Annotated in this window: 17 protein-coding genes, 1 tRNA gene and 1 other RNA gene; 9 read left to right on the forward strand and 10 right to left on the reverse strand. The window is 66.4% G+C overall.

Annotated features, from left to right (window positions below; genetic code table 11):
• Nucleotides 1-156 precede the first annotated feature (156 nt).
• The 6 genes from NOF53_RS14340 to NOF53_RS14365 all read right to left on the reverse strand — a co-directional run bounded on the left by NOF53_RS14340 (nucleotide 157) and on the right by NOF53_RS14365 (nucleotide 9,345).
• Nucleotides 157-2,295 carry a 3-hydroxyacyl-CoA dehydrogenase NAD-binding domain-containing protein gene (locus NOF53_RS14340; protein WP_255969504.1) on the reverse strand — a complete coding sequence of 713 codons (2,139 nt, stop codon included), beginning with the start codon at nucleotides 2,293-2,295 and terminating at the stop codon, nucleotides 157-159.
• A gap of 28 nt (nucleotides 2,296-2,323) precedes the next feature.
• A complete protein-coding gene (locus NOF53_RS14345) occupies nucleotides 2,324-3,538 on the reverse strand; it encodes an acetyl-CoA C-acetyltransferase (protein ID WP_255969507.1) in 1,215 nt (404 codons plus the stop codon).
• A 186-nt stretch (nucleotides 3,539-3,724) separates the two neighbouring features.
• Nucleotides 3,725-4,399: a response regulator gene (locus tag NOF53_RS14350; RefSeq protein WP_255969510.1), complete on the reverse strand. Its 675-nt coding sequence runs from the start codon at nucleotides 4,397-4,399 to the stop codon at nucleotides 3,725-3,727.
• The gene (locus NOF53_RS14355; protein WP_255970104.1) at nucleotides 4,396-6,354 is read right to left on the reverse strand and encodes a sensor histidine kinase; all 1,959 of its coding nucleotides are present in this window, start codon (nucleotides 6,352-6,354) and stop codon (nucleotides 4,396-4,398) included. The genes NOF53_RS14350 and NOF53_RS14355 overlap by 4 nt, the downstream gene beginning before the upstream one ends.
• Before the next feature lie 37 nt (nucleotides 6,355-6,391).
• On the reverse strand, nucleotides 6,392-7,084 hold the full coding sequence (locus tag NOF53_RS14360; protein ID WP_255969513.1) for a hypothetical protein: 693 nt from the start codon (nucleotides 7,082-7,084) through the stop codon (nucleotides 6,392-6,394).
• 65 nt (nucleotides 7,085-7,149) lie between these two features.
• Nucleotides 7,150-9,345 (reverse strand): DNA polymerase III subunit gamma and tau, encoded by a 2,196-nt coding sequence (locus NOF53_RS14365; RefSeq protein WP_255969515.1) that lies wholly within the window; start codon nucleotides 9,343-9,345, stop codon nucleotides 7,150-7,152.
• Nucleotides 9,346-9,566: 221 nt separating this feature from the next.
• On the opposite strand from NOF53_RS14365, the gene NOF53_RS14370 reads away from it, so the two are divergent.
• Nucleotides 9,567-10,901, forward strand: a complete 1,335-nt coding sequence (locus tag NOF53_RS14370; protein WP_255969518.1) for an ammonium transporter — start codon at nucleotides 9,567-9,569, stop codon at nucleotides 10,899-10,901.
• A 6-nt stretch (nucleotides 10,902-10,907) separates the two neighbouring features.
• On the opposite strand, the gene NOF53_RS14375 is transcribed toward NOF53_RS14370, so the two are convergent.
• On the reverse strand, nucleotides 10,908-11,501 hold the full coding sequence (locus NOF53_RS14375; protein WP_255969521.1) for an HhH-GPD-type base excision DNA repair protein: 594 nt from the start codon (nucleotides 11,499-11,501) through the stop codon (nucleotides 10,908-10,910).
• A 291-nt stretch (nucleotides 11,502-11,792) separates the two neighbouring features.
• On the opposite strand from NOF53_RS14375, the gene NOF53_RS14380 reads away from it, so the two are divergent.
• Nucleotides 11,793-12,629, forward strand: coding sequence for a DUF1206 domain-containing protein (locus tag NOF53_RS14380; protein ID WP_255969524.1), 837 nt, complete (start codon nucleotides 11,793-11,795; stop codon nucleotides 12,627-12,629).
• 7 nt (nucleotides 12,630-12,636) lie between these two features.
• On the opposite strand, the gene NOF53_RS14385 is transcribed toward NOF53_RS14380, so the two are convergent.
• Both NOF53_RS14385 and ffs read right to left on the reverse strand, forming a co-directional pair.
• Complete coding sequence (locus NOF53_RS14385) at nucleotides 12,637-13,935, reverse strand: aspartate aminotransferase type Ic (protein ID WP_255969527.1); 1,299 nt, start codon at nucleotides 13,933-13,935, stop codon at nucleotides 12,637-12,639.
• A 43-nt stretch (nucleotides 13,936-13,978) separates the two neighbouring features.
• Nucleotides 13,979-14,073, reverse strand: an RNA gene (gene ffs / locus NOF53_RS14390) — signal recognition particle sRNA small type.
• A 147-nt stretch (nucleotides 14,074-14,220) separates the two neighbouring features.
• Between ffs and NOF53_RS14395 the strand changes: the two genes are divergently transcribed.
• The 5 genes from NOF53_RS14395 (at nucleotide 14,221) to NOF53_RS14415 (ending at nucleotide 16,752) form a co-directional block, all read left to right on the forward strand.
• Nucleotides 14,221-14,436 carry a hypothetical protein gene (locus tag NOF53_RS14395; RefSeq protein ID WP_255969530.1) on the forward strand — a complete coding sequence of 72 codons (216 nt, stop codon included), beginning with the start codon at nucleotides 14,221-14,223 and terminating at the stop codon, nucleotides 14,434-14,436.
• Nucleotides 14,437-14,542: 106 nt separating this feature from the next.
• Nucleotides 14,543-14,731 (forward strand): hypothetical protein, encoded by a 189-nt coding sequence (locus NOF53_RS14400; protein ID WP_255969533.1) that lies wholly within the window; start codon nucleotides 14,543-14,545, stop codon nucleotides 14,729-14,731.
• 61 nt (nucleotides 14,732-14,792) lie between these two features.
• A tRNA-Ser gene (locus NOF53_RS14405) sits at nucleotides 14,793-14,880 on the forward strand.
• A gap of 143 nt (nucleotides 14,881-15,023) precedes the next feature.
• On the forward strand, nucleotides 15,024-15,983 hold the full coding sequence (locus tag NOF53_RS14410) for an alpha/beta hydrolase (protein ID WP_255969536.1): 960 nt from the start codon (nucleotides 15,024-15,026) through the stop codon (nucleotides 15,981-15,983).
• 85 nt (nucleotides 15,984-16,068) lie between these two features.
• Nucleotides 16,069-16,752, forward strand: a complete 684-nt coding sequence (locus NOF53_RS14415; RefSeq protein ID WP_255970107.1) for a YoaK family protein — start codon at nucleotides 16,069-16,071, stop codon at nucleotides 16,750-16,752.
• Here NOF53_RS14415 and NOF53_RS14420 read toward each other — a convergent pair.
• Complete coding sequence (locus tag NOF53_RS14420) at nucleotides 16,727-17,242, reverse strand: COG4315 family predicted lipoprotein (protein ID WP_255969539.1); 516 nt, start codon at nucleotides 17,240-17,242, stop codon at nucleotides 16,727-16,729. The genes NOF53_RS14415 and NOF53_RS14420 overlap by 26 nt on opposite strands.
• Nucleotides 17,243-17,400: 158 nt before the next feature.
• Here NOF53_RS14420 and NOF53_RS14425 point away from each other — a divergent pair, with 158 nt between their 5' ends.
• Together NOF53_RS14425 and NOF53_RS14430 are read left to right on the forward strand one after the other, a co-directional pair.
• Nucleotides 17,401-18,210, forward strand: coding sequence for an AraC family transcriptional regulator (locus tag NOF53_RS14425; protein WP_255969542.1), 810 nt, complete (start codon nucleotides 17,401-17,403; stop codon nucleotides 18,208-18,210).
• The gene (locus tag NOF53_RS14430) at nucleotides 18,207-18,767 is read left to right on the forward strand and encodes a TIGR03086 family metal-binding protein (protein WP_255969545.1); all 561 of its coding nucleotides are present in this window, start codon (nucleotides 18,207-18,209) and stop codon (nucleotides 18,765-18,767) included. Before NOF53_RS14425 ends, NOF53_RS14430 begins: the two co-directional genes overlap by 4 nt.
• Nucleotides 18,768-18,784: the final 17 nt, after the last annotated feature.

Here is an 18,784-nt window from a genome sequence, read left to right on the forward strand (position 1 = left end):
TGACGCCATCGCCCGCGAACTCACCCTCGACCGATCAGCTACATTCCAACCACTGACCACACTGTCCACGAAGTCCTGAGACAGATGTGTACACGAAGTCCTGAGACAGCACACGAGTGCAGGGACTCCTTAACCACGCACGGGCGGCGGAGCCGCCTACTTCAGCGACGCCGGCGGGGTGAAGCGCTCGCCGTACTTGGCGGCGAGCGCTTCGGCGCGCGTGACGAAGCCGGCCTGGCCGCCTTCGTAGCCCTGGATGTACTGCGACACACCGCCGGTCCAGGCGGGGAAGCCGATGCCCATGATGGAGCCGATGTTGGCGTCGGCGGTGGTCATGAGAACACCCTCGTCGAAGCACTTCTGCGTTTCGATGGCCTCGATGAACAGCATGCGTTCGATGAGGTCCTGGAAGGGGACGTCGAGTTCCTTGGAACCGAAGTTCTCCCGCAGGCCGGGCCAGAGGCCGGTGCGCTTGCCGTCGGCGTAGTCGTAGAAGCCGGCGCCGCCGAGCTTGCCCTTGCGGTCGAATTTGTCGACCATCGTGTTGATGACGTCGCCTGCCGGATCGGCGGGCAATTCCTTGCCTTCGGCCTTCGTAGCTTCCGCGGTTTCCTTGCGGATCTTCTGCATGAGCGTCAGGTTCAGCTCGTCCGACAGCTGCAGCGGCGCGGCGGGGTAGCCGGCCTGCAGACCTGCCTGCTCGATGGTGGCCGGATCGATGCCCTCGGCGAGCATGGCGATAGCCTCGTTGATGAACGTGCCGATGACGCGGGAGGTGAAGAAGCCGCGCGAGTCGTTGACGACGATCGGCGTCTTGCGGATCGCCTGCACGTAGTCGAAGACCCGAGCAAGGGCCTCGTCGGACGTCTTCTCGCCGCGGATGATCTCCACCAGCGGCATCTTGTCGACGGGCGAGAAGAAGTGGATACCGATGAAGTCTTCCTGCCGCTTCACACCCGTGGCCAGGCCGGTGATCGGCAGGGTCGACGTGTTCGAGCCGAGCAGTGCCTTCGGGTCGACGATGTCTTCGATCTCCTGGAACACCTTGTGCTTGAGTTCCTGGCTTTCGAACACGGCCTCGATGACGAAGTCGACACCGGCGAAGTCGGCCGGGTCGGCGGATGGCGTGATCCGGTCGAGCAACGCCTTCGACTTCTCTTCGGTGGTCTTGCCACGCGAGAGCGCCTTGGCCTCGATGCCCTCGGAGTAGGCCTTGCCCTTGTTCGCCGCCTCGATCGTGACGTCCTTGAGGACGACGTCGAAGCCGGCCTTCGCGGAGACGTACGCGATGCCCGCGCCCATCATTCCGGCACCGAGCACACCGACCTTGGTGATCGGGGTCTTCTCGATGCCTGCGGGGCGGGATGCCCCGGAGTTGATGGCCTGCAGGTCGAAGAAGAACGCCTGGATCATGTTCTTCGCGACCTGGCCGGTGACCAGCGACGTGAAATACCGCGCCTCGATGAGGAGCGCGTTGTCGATGTCGACCTGCGAGCCCTCGACAGCGGCGGCCATGATCGCGCGCGGCGCCGGCATCGGGGCACCCTTGAGCTGCTTACGCAGGTTCGCGGGGAACGCGGGAAGGTTTGCCGCGAACGCCGGGGTGGACGGGGTTCCGCCGGGGATCCGGTAGCCCTTTTTGTCCCACGGCTGGACGCCGCCCTCGGGGTTGGCCTCGATCCACGCCTTCGCGGCAGGCACCAGTTCTTCGACCGAGGAAACGACCTCGTCGACGAGTCCGACCTCCTTGGCCTGGACCGGTCCGCGCTGCTGACCCTGCAGCAACACCTGCATGAGCGCGTTCTGCAGACCGAGCATCCGGACGGTGCGCACGACTCCGCCGCCACCGGGCAGCAGGCCGAGGGTGACCTCGGGCAGACCGATCTTGACGCCCTTCACATCCGCGGCGATGCGGTGGTGCGTGGCGAGGGCGATCTCGAGTCCGCCACCGAGTGCGGCACCGTTGATCGCGGCGACCACCGGCTTACCGAGAGTTTCGAGGCGACGCAGGTCCGACTTGAGCGCGACGCTGTGGTCGTAGATTTCCTGGGCGTTCTCGGGGCCGACCTTGATCATGTTCTTCAGGTCACCGCCGGCGAAGAAGGTCTTCTTGCCGGAGGTGATGACGACGCCCGCGATGGAGTCCTTCTCCTCGACGAGGCGGTCGACGGTGGCCTTCATCGAGGAGATGTAGGCGTCGTTCATGGTGTTGGCGCCCTGGTTGGGGTCGTCGATGGTGAGCACGACGATGCCGTCGGCGTCCTGCTCCCAGTTGATGATGTTCTGCTCGCTCACTGCTTCAAGTCTCCTGTTGATCCGGGCGTCAGACGCGCTCGATGATGGTGGCGACACCCATGCCGCCGCCGATGCACAAGGTGATGAGGGCATACCGGGCGTTCCGTCGCTCGAGTTCGTCGAGCATGGTGCCGGTGATCATGGCCCCCGTGGCGCCCAGCGGATGACCCATCGCGATGGCACCACCGTTGACGTTGAGCTTCTCGTCGGGGATCTTCAGGTCCTTCTGGAACTTCAGCACCACGGATGCGAACGCCTCGTTGATCTCGAACAGGTCGATGTCGTCGACGGTCAATCCGGCGGCGGCGAGAACCTTCTTCGACGCCGGCGTCGGGCCGGTGAGCATGATCGTGGAGTCGGCGCCGGAGGTGGCGGTGGCGACCACGCGGGCGCGCGGCCTCAGACCCATGTCCTTGCCGGCCTGTTCCGACCCGACGAGTACCAGTGCGGCACCGTCGACGATGCCGGAGCTGTTGCCGCCGTGGTGGACGTGGTTGATCTTCTCGACCCAGTGGTACTTCTGCAGCGACACCGCGTCGAAGCCGCCCATTTCCCCGACACCGGCGAACGACGGGTTGAGGCCTGCGAGATTCTCGAGGGTGGTCCCGGGACGCATGTGCTCGTCCTGGTCGAGGACGGTGATGCCGTTGATGTCCTTCACCGGGACGACGGACTTGGCGAAGTACCCGCCCGCCCACGCCTTCGCGGCGAGATCCTGCGAGCGGACGGCGTACGCGTCGACGTCCTCGCGGGAGAAGCCCTCGATGGTGGCGATCAAGTCTGCGCCCACACCCTGCGGCACGAAGTAGTTGTCGTAGTTGGTGGCCGGGTCGAGAGCCCACGGTCCGCCGTCGGAGCCCATCGGCACACGGGACATCGATTCGACGCCACCGGCGATCACCAGTTCGTCCCAGCCCGACCGCACCTTCTGTGCGGCGGTGTTGACGGCCTCGAGTCCCGAGGCGCAGAACCGGTTGAGCTGAACGCCACCGACGGTGTCGGGTAGTCCGGCGTCGTTGACGGCGACGCGGGCGATGTCCATGCCCTGGTCGCCGACCGGGGTGACGACACCGAGGATGAGATCCGAGATGCGATCCTCGTCCAGTTCGGGGAACCGGACGCGGAGCTCGTCGATCAGGCCGGTGACCAGCGAGATCGGCTTGACCGAGTGGAGCGAACCGGTCTTCTTTCCGCGGCCACGCGGGGTGCGGATGGCTTCATAAATGAATGCCTCTGTGGTCACTTCGGGTGTTCCTTCCTTATCTGCGTCGACGCCGACAGTGCACACGGCGCTCTGCGCGGGGCATACCCCGTCAACTTCACCTTAGAACCTGTTGCAAAACGGCGGGAAGGACCGAAGCGATCCTGGATCGTGACCCAGGCGATCACGCTGGCTCTTTACTCATCACGCCCGCCGCCCAGCTCCCTCTCACGCCTCGAGTCCGAGCCCGGCGTCCCGCGCGCGCACGATGGCAGCGGAGCGGTCGGGCACACCAAGCTTGGCCAGCACATTGGACACGTGGTTACGCACAGTCTTCGGGCTCAGTACCAAGCGCCGGGAGATGCTCGCGTTGTCGTGCCCGCGAGCGACGAGGTCCAGGACCTCACGTTCCCGATCAGTCAATTCCGGAAAGACCGTCGAGCGCACCTGGTGCGAGGCCGCCATGAAGGTCATCGCCCGCGCAGCCACCGCCGCACCCAGGATCATTTCGCCGTTCGCGACCGCTCGCACAGCACGTTCGACCTCGGCTGGATCAGCGCCCTTGACGAGATATCCCCGCGCGCCGGCACGCACCGAGGCGACGAGCGACTCGTCATCTTCGTGCATCGTCACCACGAGCACACGCACTTCCGGATATGTCTGGACCAGCCGGCGGGTGGCGTCCACGCCCGACCCGTCACCGAGTTCGAGATCCATCAGCACCACATCGACTTCGGCGTCGACGACCTCGAGGACTTCGGCGACCGAACTGGCCTGCGCAGCCACCTCCATGCCGTCGAGTGTCGAGAGCAGCGCCACCATTCCGAGCCGGAAGACCGGGTGATCGTCGACGACGACGACCCGGATGGACGATGGTGAAGGACTGGCACTACCCGCGCTCATAGTGGGGTCAACGGTAACCGGGCGGTGACCACTGTTCCTGTCGGACGCCCGGATTCGATGTCGAGGGTGCCGCCCAGTTCGCGGGCGCGCTCGCGCATCGACCGGGTCCCGACCCCGACACTCCCAGCTGGATCGAACCCACGGCCGTCGTCGTGGATCATCACCTCGAGGACGTCGCCGCCTCCCGGTTCCTGGGTGAGTGTGGCGTCGACTCGGCAACCGTCCGCGCCGCTGTGCCGTTTTGCGTTGGTCACGGCTTCGACGATGATTCCGTATGCGGCGGCGCTGATCTGCGTACCGAGGCTGGTCGGCGGGTCTGCCTGGATCTGCAGTGTGAAGCCGCTCCGAGAATGTGTTTCCGCCAGGTCTTGGAGCGCCGGGAGAAGGCCGAGTTCGTCGAGCACCGGGGGAAACATGCTGCGGGACAGCTGCCGGATTCCCTCGACCTGGTGGTCGAGTTCCGCCTGAAGCGAGTCGATGAGTTCCGCTGCCGAATGGGGGTCGCTGGTGAGCAGGTTGCGCGCCCCCTGCAACCCGAGGCGGATGCCGGCCAGCGACGGTCCAAGGCCGTCGTGCAGTTCACGGCGGATCATCTGCCGCTCCTCGAGCCGAACCGACGCCAGTTGCCCCCGCGCCTCCCGCAGATCTTCGGCCGACTGCATTACCACCAGTCCCGCGGTGATCACCGCAGACAGCTCGGTGAGTGATCTGCGTGTCCGAGTGCCGAGCGTCTCTCCGGGCGGGGCGGTGACCACCATCGTGCCGAGTGCTGTGCCACGATGCACCAACTCCACCGCCTCCGGCTGTCCGGTCGCGGAACCCCACACTGCGGCAACACCACTGGCGCGGCGGATGGATACCGATTCGAGTCGCAACGCGACCCCGACACCGGCGGCGAGTTCCGCGAGTAGTTCTTCGGGTGATTCGGCACTGCCGAATTGCCGCCCGAGTGTGCGGACCGCCCGAGCCGGATCTGCACCCTCGCCGTACACCAGGTGGTGCACTCGCCGCTGGAGCCACACCCGCGCGGGCTGCACAGCGATGGCGACGACTCCCGCGGCAACCACCTGCGCGCCCACCGATTCGCCCGCTGGGAGCAGCGCCGCCACGACCGTCGCCACCACCACGTACAACACCAGCAGCAGAACGGTGAGTGTTCCGGCCACTGCCGCGCGGCTGACCGCTAGATTCAGCCCCCACATGCGCTGTCGCAGAACGCACACGAGGATCGCGACCGGGTAGAACGCCTGCACAGCGAGGTGCACCAACGGATTGAGCACCCATAAGCCCGGGAGCGACGCAGGCAGCGCGAGAGGAAGGTACGCCGCTGTCATCAGACCGGTGCCCAGACACATCCATCCCAGGCCCACCCGCTCCGCCTGCGGACCGTGTCGCCACCTCCAACCGCAATCCGCCGACGCCAGCGCCCCGACGAGGAGAACAGGAAGGAGCACCCAGACGGGCAGAATGTCCGTGAAGGTTCGCGACCAGAAATACCACGCGGTGGCGCAAATACCGGCCGCCACGCCGGCCTTGGCGATCCACCCCAGGGGATGGTCGCGGATCAGCCACGGGACGACGAGGAAGAGGCTGAGCGTGCCCGGAATCCACGCCGTGTTCTGCAGCGGTTCCAGCACACCGACTCCCGGAAGGCCGGAGCGGACCAGCGCGAGCTGTGAATAGCTATAGCTGAGCGCGGCCACTCCCACTCCGATCGCGGTGAGGCCGAGCAGGATCGGTACCGGGTTCACACGCCGAGTGAGAACGACCCCGGCGACGGTCCCGTAGACCGCAGCCCCGACGACGTCGACCAGGAAGAACAGCTGGTTCGAATCGATGCCCGGGTCCGCGCGGACGAAGGCCGCAACAGACAGGACCACCAACACCCACGACGACACCGCCATGACAGCGGCGGGTACCGGCGCACCGCCGGTACCCGCCGACCCCTCGATCATTCGGATGCCCTCGTCTCGCTCATCGTGCGAACGAGTATCACTCACGCAGGGAGGGCGCGAGAGCGAATCCCACCGCGCTGACCAATACCCACAGCGGTCCGGTGAATCCGGCCAGGTACTGCAGGGGTGACACGCCGATGAGAGCTGTCACCAAGCCGAGGACCAGGCTGACCCAGCCGATCCACCTCGGTCCGGCGTGTCCGCGCAACAGCGCGGTGGCCACCGCCAGCGCGCTCACACCCGCACCCGCCCACAACCACGGGATCGTGCCCATCCAATGGGCACCGACCACCGCGAACTCCGGTACCAGCTGGTCTGTCTCCCCGAGGCCGAACACCAGCTCCGTCGTCAGACCGGTCCCCAGCAGGCACGCCGCCGACGTCAGGACCAGCCCGAACGCCGCGACCGACGGGACGATGCTTGCTGCGGGCAGCGCCACCCGCAACCGTTGAGCCAACCCCGCTGCGAAGACGAGCAGGAGCAGCGCCGTGGTCATAATGGACACGTGCATCACGAGGATGCTGGTTCGTTGTCCGGCAAGGTGGTTCATGATCGATGGCGCGTCACCTGCCGAAGACTCCGCATAGACCGCGTCGATCGACATGCTCGCCTGGATGCCGACGATTCCGGCCACCCCTGCCAGAATTCCGACATACGCCCACCATCGGCTACCTTGTGCCGGCGCCCGGACCTCGTTCTGCACGCCGCCAGGAACATTCACTGTGCTCATGAAACGAGAATCGGCTACCCGGCGTCCCGGGCACCAGGGGCGGGAGTCCCGAAGGGGCGGGACGATCAGCCTTCGAGCTTCTTGGCCCCGAGCATGTCCTTGAGCAATTCGAACGCCACGACCTCCGGGTCACGACGAGTCGACGGATCAGCGGGTTCCGCCGCCTCGGCAAACATCTCTTCTTCGTCTTCCGGTGTGGTGACAGGCGGGGTCGCGGATTCGTAGTCGACCGGGGGTGCGGGATCGTCGGGAAAGTCGGGTGCCTCCGGCGGCGGAATGTCGTCGTCCGGCTCCGACGACGGATGAGGCTGCGGCCGAGTTGATTCCGCGTCAGCCGGTCGCTGCTCGGACGACGGCTGCGCCGATCGCTGTGCGGTCTTGTCCTGGCTGGGCCGGGAGAATCGCGGGGTGCCGGCAGGCCGGCTAGGCGCCGAGGCGACCTTCGTGACCGGCGGAGGCGGGGCAGCCGAGGCGCCCGCCTGATACTCCACTTCCCAGTTACCGCCGAACATCTCGCCGAGGACCTCGGTGATGACCTGAGCGTTGTGGGGCGAAGCGATGCGTGCACCCAGATTGGGAACAGGGTGCGCGAGGATCAAGCGATTGCCCTGCACGTCGTGCACCGTCGCTGCCGACAGCATTGCCGGGAGGATCTTGTTCCGCTGACTCACCTTCTCGCGCAGACTGTTCCACGCCTCTCGTAACGCCGCCGCATCGGGACCGCCGGACGCTGCCGGTTCCGACACGACTTCGGGGGCCGGGGAAGGCTCCGGCTCGGGAACCGGCTGGGGCGTCGGCTCGGGAACGGGGACAGGCTCCGGCGTCGGCTCGGGAACCGGCTCCGGTGTCGGGTCTGGTTGCGGAACGGGTGCAGGCTCGGGTTGCGGAACAGGGGTGGGTTCAGGCTCCGGAACAGGGTGCGGCTCGGGCGTCGGAACAGGGTGCGGCGCCGGCTCGGGTTCGGGCGGCATGGGCACCGTTGCAGTCTCGGCCGCCCTCATCGACGGGCGCTGGAACTTCGGTTCGGGTTCCGGAGTCGAACTGGCCTGCACGGCGGGTACCGGCTCCGAACGTCCGGCCACCGGGTTTGCCGGCGCCGCACCTGCCGGAGGCAGTCCCCGCTCGACCCGCTCGAGTCGCTGCAATACCGCGGACTCCGCGTCCGACGCGGAGGGCAGGAGCATCCGGGCGCACATCACCTCGAGCAACAGACGTGGGGCGGTGGCACCGCGCATCTCGCCGAGTCCGGCGTGAATCACCTCCGCGTATCGGGTGAGGGTCGCCGGGCCGATCCGCTGAACCTGCGCGCGCATGTTCTCGAGCACGTCGCCGGGTGCGTCGACCAGACCGCGCTCGGCCGCGTCCGGCACCGCCTGCATGAGGATGAGGTCGCGCAGACGCTCGAGCAGGTCGACGGCGAAGCGCCGCGGATCGTGGCCGGCGTCGATGACGCGGTCGACGGTTCCGAACAGTGCAGCCCCGTCTCCGGTGGCCAGTGCGTCCACTGCATCGTCGATGAGGGCCACGTCGGTGACACCGAGGAGCGCGAGCGCGCGCGGGTAAGTGACCCCATCGTCGCCCGCACCGGCCAGCAGCTGGTCGAGGATGCTCAGAGAGTCACGCGGCGAACCGCCACCCGCACGAATGACCAGCGGATACACGGGGTCCGCCACCGGAACGCTCTCTTGCAGGCAGATCTTTTCGAGCAGTCCGCGCATGGTCGACGGCGCGAGCAACCGGAACGGGTAATGGTGGGTACGCGAACGGATGGTCGGCAGCACCTTGTCAGGCTCGGTGGTCGCGAAAATGAAGATGAGGTGTTCCGGCGGTTCCTCGACGATTTTGAGGAGGGCATTGAATCCCGCCGTCGTGACCATGTGGGCCTCGTCCACGATGAACACCCGGTACCGGGACTCCGCCGGTGCGTAGAACGCGCGGTCGCGCAGCTCACGTGTGTCGTCGACACCACCGTGGCTGGCCGCGTCGAGTTCGGTGACGTCGAGATTGCCGGAACCGCCCGGACCCAACGCCACGCACGAGGGGCACTGACCACACGGAGTCGACGTCGGGCCTTCGACGCAGTTCAGCGACCGCGCAAGGATGCGCGCAGAGGACGTCTTACCGCAGCCACGAGGACCGGAGAACAGATAGGCGTGGTTGATCCGGCCGGCATCGAGTGCGGTGCTCAGTGGTTCGGTGACGTGCTCCTGCCCCACCACCTCGGCGAAGGATGCGGGTCGGTACTTCCGGTACAGGGCCACGCGGAAAGACTACCGGCGGACCCTGACACGTCAGGTGCGGGTGGTCGGGTCCACAGACACGCCGAACGAGCCCCCGCCACACCCGTCACTTCACACGCGAAACCCGACAGCTGAGTGCATTGCGTAACACGTTCGCAACGCGTCGGCAGCACACCTGAAACGGGTCACGGTCATCGTGACTTTCCGCGCACGGTTCCGTCCGGGCGTGTGAGGAGAATGTCGTGCCTGCAATCGACGCCGGGGCAACTGCCTGGCTGCTGATCAGTACCGCGCTGGTCCTGCTGATGACCCCGGGTCTCGCCCTGTTCTACGGCGGGATGGTGAGATCCACCGGTGTCCTGAACATGATCATGATGAGTTTCGTGTCAATCGCGCTGGTCACGGTGGCGTGGCTGGTGGCGGGGTACTCCTTGATCTTCGGTGACGACATCGGCGGCGGACTGATCGGCGGCTTCGAACACCTGGGAATGGTGGGCATCGACCCCACCACGGTCCACGGGCAGGTCCCGGAGATTCTCTTCGCCACCTTCCAGTTGACGTTCGCGATCATCACCGCGGCGCTGATCAGCGGCGCGATCGCCGACCGCGCCAAGTTCTCGGCATGGATGATCTTCGTCCCGATCTGGGCTCTCCTGGTGTACGCGCCCGTCGCGCACTGGGTGTGGAACCCGCAGGGCTGGATCGCGCAGTTCGGCGCCCTCGACTACGCGGGCGGATTGGTTGTCGAGATCGTATCCGGCGCGTCGGGACTGGCGTTGGCGCTGGTCCTGGGCCCGCGCCTCGGTTTTCGATCCGAGTCGATGCGCCCACACAACCTTCCGCTGGTGCTGCTGGGTGTCGGACTGCTCTGGTTCGGCTGGTTCGGTTTCAACGCCGGCTCCGCCCTCGCCGCCGACGGCACCGCCGCCGCGGTCTTCCTCAACACTCTTGTCGCCGGCTGCACAGGCCTACTCGGCTGGCTCCTCGTCGAACAGAAGCGTGACGGCCACCCCACCACCTTCGGTGCCGCGTCCGGTGTCGTCGCAGGCCTTGTCGCGATCACGCCGTCCTGCGGCACCGTGAGCATGGTCGGGGCGCTCGTCGTCGGCGCCGTGGCCGGTGTGGTCTGCTCGTTCGCCGTCGGCTGGAAGTTCCGCCTCGGGTACGACGACTCGCTCGACGTCGTGGGAGTCCACCTGGTGGGCGGCATCGTCGGCACGATCCTGATCGGCCTGCTGGCCACCGGGGTCATGACCGGCGGACCGGAAGGCCTCTTCTACGGCGGCGGGTTCTCGCAACTCGGCAAGCAGGTGCTGGCCGTGGTGGTCGTGGCCCTCTACGCGTTCGGCATGACGTACGCGCTGGGCAAACTGATCGACCGAGTCTTCGGATTCCGGGTGAGCGCGGACGACGAATCCTCGGGCATCGACCTCGCCCTACACGCCGAATCGGCCTACGAACACGGCGTCCCCGGCCACGGACCGGGAGGCGGCGGCCAGGGCAACAGCGTCTTCCCCTGGATGCACGAGAGCGAACGCCGCCGCCATCTGGAGGAGGAGCGGAAGGATACCGAGTAGGCGCGGCTACTTCTTCTTCGCTGCGGCCGACTTCTTGGCCTCGGCCTTGGCCGCCTTCTTGAATTCGCGCACCTCGTGGAGGCTCTTGTCGTCGACGACGTCCGCGATCGACCGGCGCGAACCGTCCGTGCCGTAGTCCCCCGCGGCCTCCCGCCAGCCCTTCGGCTCCACGCCGATCTGCTTGCCGAGCAAGGCCAAGAAGATGCGCGCCTTCTGATCGCCGTAACCGGGCAACGCCTTCAGCCGCTTCAGAACCTCTTTGCCGTCGGGATCGCCCTCGGTCCACAGCGCTTCGACGATGCCGTCGTAGTTCTCGACGAGGAAGGCACACAACGACTGAATCCGGGTGGCGATGGAGCCGGGGAACCGATGCACCGCAGGAGTCTGCGCACAGACTGCGGCAAATTCCTGCGGGTCCATCTCGGCGATTCGTTGAACCTCGAGACCGCCCAGCCGGTCTGCGAGCTTCTTCGGCCCCGCGAATGCCGTCTCCATCGGAACCTGCTGATCGAGCAGCATTCCGATCAGCAGGGCCAGGGGGTCACTCGCCAGGAGTGCGTCGGCCTCCGGGTCACCGACGAGGTTCAACGTGCGTGCCATGGGTCCGATCCTGCCATCCCGCCGATCCAGCGGGGAGGTCCTCGAGTCGATTCACTCTTTGTCCACAGAGTTATCCACAGCACTGCATTACTCGCGCGTAAGTTCGGCATCGACCCCACACCCGCCACTGGGCCGGCGTGATTCTCACCGGCTCATTCCTGGCGCTTCCAGCTGATCGACCGGGTCACGAACGCAGTGCGATGGCGCTCACCCGGTGTCGGCGCGGCCGATACCGGGTACGACTACGGTCCAGGGACTAATGTCCATTCGCGCGACCCCGAAGGACATCCGATGGCCGAGAACGAAGGCAACCGAGCCAACGGTTTCAGTGGAGCCGTGGATCGTGCGACGGACAGCACCACCTTCGAACGGGTAGCCCGTGCAGGCCACGTGATGAGCGGGTTCGTTCATCTCCTGGTCGCGTACATCATTATTCAGCTGGCCTTCGGCACCGGTGGCAACGCCGACCAGTCCGGGGCGCTGGGCACGCTGGCTTCCAAACCCGGGGGCCGGTTCGTCCTGTGGGTGGCCGCGGTGGCGTTCGTCGCAATGGCGTTGTGGCGCCTCGCCGAGACCGTGCTCGGACCTCACGTCACCGAGGGTTCCCAGGGTGATTCGGAAGGGCCGTCGCTGCTGGACCGCGCGAAGGCCTTCGGCCTGGCTTTGGTCTATTTCGCCTTCGCCTTCTCTGCGGTGCAGTTCGCGAGCGGTGCCGGGAAGTCGAGTGGTCAGCAGAACGCCGGGCTCAGCGCCCGCCTGATGGAGTCCGGGGCAGGCAAGGCCCTCCTCATCCTGGTAGCTGTCGGCGCCATCGCGATCGGCGGCTACCACATCTACAAGGGAGCGTCGAAGAATTTCCTCGACGACCTGAAAGGCCAGCCCTCGAATCTCGTGGAGCCGCTCGGCGTCACCGGATACGTCGCGAAGGGTCTGGTGATCGTCGGCGCCGGTGTGCTCGTGATCGTCGCGGTGCTGAAGTCCGATCCCTCCAAGGCCACCGGTCTCGACGGAGCAGTCAAGACACTCGGCTCGGCGCCGTACGGTCAGGTACTTCTGGTCCTCGCCGGACTGGGCATCGCTGCCTACGGTGTGTACAGCTTCGTGATGGCCCGCTACGCCCGGATGTAACCGACTCTCAGGAGTGCGAGCCGTCCAGCCGTGCCTCGGCGGCCGCGAGGAGAACGCACGTTGCGACGCCGTTCATCGCCTTGTCCAACTCTTCGGTGGACGGGAAGCTCGGCGCGAGGCGAATGTTCTTGTCCTCGGGATCGTTGCCGTACGGGAAGGCGGATCCGGCCGCGGTGAGCGCGATTCCAGCGTCCTTGGCCAGGGCGATGACCCGCTTGGCCGTGCCCTCCACCACGTCGAGGCTCACGAAGTAGCCACCCTTCGGCTCCGTCCACGACGCCACCTTCGACGCCCCCAAACGATCCTCGAGAATCCGCAGCACCAACGCGAACTTCGGTGCGAGAATCTCGCGGTGCTTCTCCATGTGCGCCCGGACACCGTCTGCGTTGCCGAAGAACCGCAGGTGACGCAGCTGGTTGAGCTTGTCCGGTCCGATACTCTTCTTCCCGAAGTGCTTTTGGTACCAGGCCAGGTTTTGCGTGGAGGCGCCGAAGAAGCTGACGCCGGCGCCCGCAAAGGTGATCTTCGACGTCGACGCGTACACGAGCGGACGGTTCGGGTGGCCGGCTTCCGCGGCCATACCCAGGATGTCCAGCGACGGCGCCGTCTCCCCGAACAGGGGATGCACCGCGTAGGCGTTGTCCCAGAACAAACGGAAATCCGGGGCGGCGGTCGGCATCGAGGCCAACGCCCGCGCCACTTCCTCCGAGTACACGGCACCGGTGGGATTGGAGTAGTTCGGAACCGCCCACAAGCCCTTGATCTGCGGGTCGCCTGCCACAAGCTTGGTGATGAGGTCCACGTCGGGGCCATCCGGTCGCATCGGCACCGGAATCATCTCGATGCCATAGGACTCGGTGATGGCGAAGTGGCGATCGTAACCGGGAGCCGGGCAGAGGAACCTGACCTTGGGTTCCTGGGACCACGGGCGGGGGGAATCGGGGTTTCCGTGCAGCAGCGAGAACACCACGGCGTCGTGCATGATCTCGAGGCTCGCATTGCTCCCGGCGAGAAGATTCTGGACGGGAATACCGAGCAGCTCGCCGAAAATTGCCCGCAGTTCAGGGAGCCCGGTAAGGCCGCCGTAGTTGCGGCAGTCGGTGCCGTTGCCGTCCCGGAAGTCGCCGTCACCAGGGAGCGTCAGAAGCTCGGCCGATAGGTCCAGCTGTTCGGGAGAGGGCTTGCCTCGGGTGAGATCGAGCGTGAGCTTCTCGGTCTTCAGCTGCGCATAATTCGCAGTTTGACGCTCGTGCTCGGAAAGTAGTTCCTCATGGCTCATCAACCCGATCTGGGTCTGGTTGGGCATCAGGAGCGGCCTTTCACCGACGTGGTGGGTCGGGTATGCGAAAGATAGGGGACCCCGCGCACCCGGCAGAGCCCGTTGACCCTTGCTGCCTTCCGGCCCTGGGGGAGTTCACAGGATGCGCGCCGCGCGGGATCCACCACAGAGTGTAGACGGCCCCGAACCTCCGCAGGGATCGACCCCGCATACGGGGGCCGGTGCTACGGTCGCCACCGCATTCGGCCACGTCGGGCCGCAAAAAACCGGGACGGGATTTCAGGGATGTATCGGAGAAGGACCGCGCAGGCGGTGGCACTCGGCAGCGTCGTGGCGGCACTGTCGGCGTGCGGGGCAGGCAACGACGACTCGACCTCGGACCATTCAGTGCGCTGGGATGAGGTGGACCCGTGCACGCTCGCCGACGGGGCCACACTCGACCCGCTGCTGACGGCCGACGTCGGCAACGGCACGCCCGTCGAGGGCGCCGAGCGTCGCAGCTGCACCTGGGGCGGCCCGAGACGCTGAACACCGTGACCGTCACCACGACAGGCACCGCCGCCCCGGACAAGCCTCTGCGCACGCTCGACGTGCTCGGAATCGAAGGCCGCACCCTCGCCGAGAGCAAGTAGACGTGCTCGGAATCGAAGGCCGCACCCTCGCCGAGAGCAAGTACCAGTGCATCCTCGAGTTCGCGACCGACTCGGGGACCCTCGTCATCGACACGACCTTCGGCCTGGACGCCGTCTCAGACCCGGACACGTCGTGCAATCGGTCGGTGCCGCTGGCAGAACACTCGCTGGGCTTGCTGCAGTGGGCCTAGAAACCGGGCCGCCACCTGGCCGTTTAACACCGAGCCGGAGTCGTTGGGTATGCTCCTCCACGGAGGATTCGCCTAGTGGCCTATGGCGCTCGCCTGGAACGCGGGTTGGGTTAACGCCCTCAGGGGTTCAAATCCCCTATCCTCCGCCACAGGAAGCCCCTGTGAACTGCTGAGAAGCGGTTCACAGGGGTTTCTTTCGTTCATCACCAGATCTTCCTGGCTACCCGGTGTAGTTATCTTCCTGTTATCGTTCGGGGCGCAGTGTGTGTCGGAACGAGATAAGGGATATGTCATGGCGATTCGTCGCACCCGCGCGTTGATCGTGGGCCTCGTCGCAGTATTGGCGTCGGGCCTCGCGTCCACTTTGACCGGAACCGGTATCGCCCATGCCGACTCGGCCCTGATCTCGGTGTATTCACCTTCGATGGACAAGAACATTCCGGTCAAGGTGCTGAAGGCCGCTGGTGGTGGTCCCGCGCCGACCCTGTACCTACTCGACGGGCTGCGGGCACCGGATGACAACAACGGCTGGCTGATCGAGACCGACGTGGAGAGATTCTTCGCCGGCAAGCACGTCAATGTGGTCATTCCGTTCGGCGGCGGTGGCACGTTCTACTCGGATTGGCAGCGCGACGACCCCAAGCTCGGCCGGGTCAAGTGGGAAACCTTCCTGACCAACGAACTGCCCCCGGTGATGGCCTCGCAGTTCGGCAGCGACGGGGTGAACAACGCCGTCGCCGGACTGTCGATGAGTGGCACCTCCGCGTTGAACCTCGCCATCCATCGCCCCGACTTCTACAAGGCGGTCGCCTCGTACAGCGGGTACCCGACGGCCAGCTCGCCCGGCTTCGCGCAGGGCATTCAGGTATCCGTCGCCCAGATGGGCGGCAACGCCTCGAACATGTGGGGCTTCTGGCCGTCACCGGCATGGATTCGCAACGACCCGCTGCTGAACGTCGGCGCACTGCGCGGCAAGTCCGTCTACATCTCCTCCGGTGCTGGTTCTACGGTGAGCGATCCCACCGTCGACCCGGACAGCGCGCAGTTCGACCCGGTGAAGTTCTCGCAGACGGTCCCCCTCGAGACCGCCGCCGGACTGAGCAGTAAGACCTTCGTCCCCGCGGCGCAGCGCGCCGGCGCCAAGGTGCAGACGCACCTCACCGACGACGGCCTCCACACGTGGAATTACTGGCAGGACCGGCTGCACGAGTCCTGGGCAGGCACCATTGCACCTGCCCTCGGCACCGCCTAGACCAGGCGTTCGGATCGCCTGACTTCCGCCGCACAGTGGCCCCCGATCTCGGATCGGGGGCCACTGGCGTTATAAGCGGTGTTGGATATGTGTTGTGCCGATCGACGACAGCAGGCGAATGCTCAGCCTCGCCGTCGTATTGGCCGTTCTGGCCGGATACGTCGACGCCCTCGGTTTCATCACCCTCGGCGGGTTCTTCGTCGCATTCATGAGCGGCAACCTCACCCGCTTCAGCGTTGGATTCGCCGAAGGCACCTGGGCGCACGCGCTGACGGCCGCCGCCGTGATCGCCGTGTTCGTCCTCGGTACCGTGCTGGGGGCGGTGATTGTTCACCTCACCGACCGGCGGAACCTGCCGGTGAAGACCACAGTGCTCGCGGCGGTGTCGAGCCTGCTGCTCGCCGGGTCTCTCGCCGCGAGCCTGGATGCAAGCACGGTGGCTGTCGGCGCCATGCTGCTCGCGATGGGCGCCGAGAACTCCTTCTTCCAGCGCGACGGCGAGGTGACCGTTGGCCTCACCTACATGACCGGTGCTCTCGTCAAGATGGGACACCGACTTGCCGGGGCCATGTTCGGTGGCTCCCCGTGGGCATGGCTACGCCACTTCGCGCTGTGGATCGGGCTGGTGGTGGGCGCGATCACGGGCACCCTCGCACACCGATGGGTCGGGTTGGAGGCCCTCTGGTTCGCGGCGGTGCCGGCGACCGCACTCACCCTTCTCGTACACCGGACGGTCGACCGAGCTACTCCCCGCCCGCAGTCGTCGTGACGGGGTTACCCGAGGAGTCGAGAGTCCACCAGACGCTGCCCACGGCCTGCCCGAACGCATCCCCGGCCTCCTTGTCGTCCTTGTAGCGGTACACGGGCCGCCCGTTGACGGTGAGCTGATGGGTGCCATCCGCCGCCGGGATGGTGTCCACGACTACCTCTTGCAAACCTTCGACGACGGGATTTTCGGTAACGCTGGTGACCGGCGGCCACGATTCGAGACAGGGGCCACGGCACGAACTCGCACCGGAGCCGACCTCGTCGTTGTCGTACACATAGACCGTCATCCCACCGGTGTCGACGACCACCTCACCGATCGTGGTCGGACCCAGCTCGAGAACGGGTTCACCGGGCGCCGCGGGTGGTGACATCGGAGTCGGCGACACCGGCGCGTTGCCGCCCGTGTCGCCGGAATCGGTGCTGTCGTACGCGCAACTCGAGAAAGCCAGGCTGACGGCGGCGATCGCGGCCAGCACCCATGTTCGTCTCATGGAGTCCTCGTTCTCTGTGACGGCGGTATGGCGGGCCTCCGGGGAACCTCGCACAGACCCGTGCCCTACAGTTCACCTCGAGTTGTCCGCCGGTGCGGGCAGTTCGGGCGATGTTGCGGCCGGGGCAGATGTCGGTGCCGGTGATTACGCTGCCTGTCATGGGCTGGTACACACCGACCTCGCCGTCGTCCGATCTCACCGACACCCTGGTGTGCGGATGGTCGGCGCGCACGGAGGGCGAGCACCTGCTGGTGCCGGACGCCTGCATGGACATCCTGTGGATCCGCGGCGTCGGCATCCGCCTCTGTGGTCCCGAAACGTCGGCCTGGTCGTTCACCCTTCCGCCGGGCACCGAATCAGTGGGCGTGCGCTTCCGGCCGGGCGCCGCTTCGCCACTCTTTCGGACCCCGGCGTCCGAGCTGCGCGATACCCGCGTCGGTCTCGCAGACGTCCTGGGCTCGAGCTGGGAACGGATACTCACCGACCGACTCGACCACGCAGCGGGGAGCGACGAGCGAATCTCGTTGTTCGAGAACGCCGTGCGAACCTGGCGGAACAGCCGATCCGAATCGGATCCGCTGATCGGCCACGTGCGCCGGGCGCTGGCGCGACACTCCTGGAACGTGAGCGCGCTCGCCGACGCCACATCGGTCACCGAACGGCAACTGCAGCGGCGGTGCAACGAGGCGTTCGGGTACGGCCCGGCAACTCTTCGCGGAATTCTGAGGCTGCAGCGGTTCATGGCGCTCGCGCAGTCCGGAATGCGAAGGAGTCTGGCAGAACTCGCCGCTACCTCGGGATACAGCGATCAGGCACATCTGTCCCGCGAGTGCCGCCGCATCTCCTCACTCACCCCGTCCGACCTGCTCGCCAGCGAGGCACCCGGCTGGCACGGGAGCGCCTCAGTCGTCGATGTCGGGAATGTTCAAGCACTCGACCGCTTCGGAGGAGAAGAATCGGCGGCATGACTTCGACAACAGACACCCCCGCAGCCCACTACCGAGATCTCGCCGAGAAGTTCACCGGTCGCGTCGAATCCGTGCCCGCCGACCTCTGGAACGCTGTGTCGCCGTGCGAGGGCTGGACCGCCCGCGATCTCCTGCGCCACGTGATCGACACCCAGCGGTACATCGTCACCGTGGTCGATCTCGAACTGCCCGCCGACCCTTCGGTCGACGACGACCCGGTCGGCGCGTGGGCGGCCACCCGCGACGGCATGCAGCACATCCTCGACGACCCCGAGCGCGGGAACCGCGAATACGACGGACACTTCGGCCGCACCACGCTCGCCGAGACGGTCGGCAGTTTCTACTGCTTCGACCTGGTGGTCCACGGTTGGGACCTCGCGCGCGCCACCGGCCTCGACGAAACCATCCCCGCAGACGACCTCGCGTGGGTTCAGGCTGTCGCCGAACAGCTGGGCGACAACATTCGCATGGCGGGCGTGTGCGGGCCGGCGGTCGAAGTTCCCACGGACGCCGACGAGCAGACCCGGCTTCTGGGTTTCCTCGGCCGCAAGGCCTGACGCCCGGCGCCGTCCCG

Source organism: Rhodococcus tibetensis, assembly GCF_024438035.1.
GTDB classification, from domain to species: domain Bacteria; phylum Actinomycetota; class Actinomycetes; order Mycobacteriales; family Mycobacteriaceae; genus Rhodococcus_F; species Rhodococcus_F tibetensis.

What these genes read in the sequence shown, in the direction of transcription:
- NOF53_RS14380 (WP_255969524.1), top strand. Translation starts at nt 11,793, where the DNA reads ATGGCCGAGAACGAAGGCAACCGAGCCAACGGTTTCAGTGGAGCCGTG.
- NOF53_RS14355 (WP_255970104.1), bottom strand. Translation starts at nt 6,354, where the DNA reads ATGATCGAGGGGTCGGCGGGTACCGGCGGTGCGCCGGTACCCGCCGCT.
- NOF53_RS14360 (WP_255969513.1), bottom strand. Translation starts at nt 7,084, where the DNA reads ATGAGCACAGTGAATGTTCCTGGCGGCGTGCAGAACGAGGTCCGGGCG.
- NOF53_RS14430 (WP_255969545.1), top strand. Translation starts at nt 18,207, where the DNA reads ATGACTTCGACAACAGACACCCCCGCAGCCCACTACCGAGATCTCGCC.
- NOF53_RS14420 (WP_255969539.1), bottom strand. Translation starts at nt 17,242, where the DNA reads ATGAGACGAACATGGGTGCTGGCCGCGATCGCCGCCGTCAGCCTGGCT.
- NOF53_RS14425 (WP_255969542.1), top strand. Translation starts at nt 17,401, where the DNA reads ATGGGCTGGTACACACCGACCTCGCCGTCGTCCGATCTCACCGACACC.
- NOF53_RS14375 (WP_255969521.1), bottom strand. Translation starts at nt 11,501, where the DNA reads ATGGCACGCACGTTGAACCTCGTCGGTGACCCGGAGGCCGACGCACTC.
- NOF53_RS14350 (WP_255969510.1), bottom strand. Translation starts at nt 4,399, where the DNA reads ATGAGCGCGGGTAGTGCCAGTCCTTCACCATCGTCCATCCGGGTCGTC.
- NOF53_RS14385 (WP_255969527.1), bottom strand. Translation starts at nt 13,935, where the DNA reads ATGCCCAACCAGACCCAGATCGGGTTGATGAGCCATGAGGAACTACTT.
- NOF53_RS14410 (WP_255969536.1), top strand. Translation starts at nt 15,024, where the DNA reads ATGGCGATTCGTCGCACCCGCGCGTTGATCGTGGGCCTCGTCGCAGTA.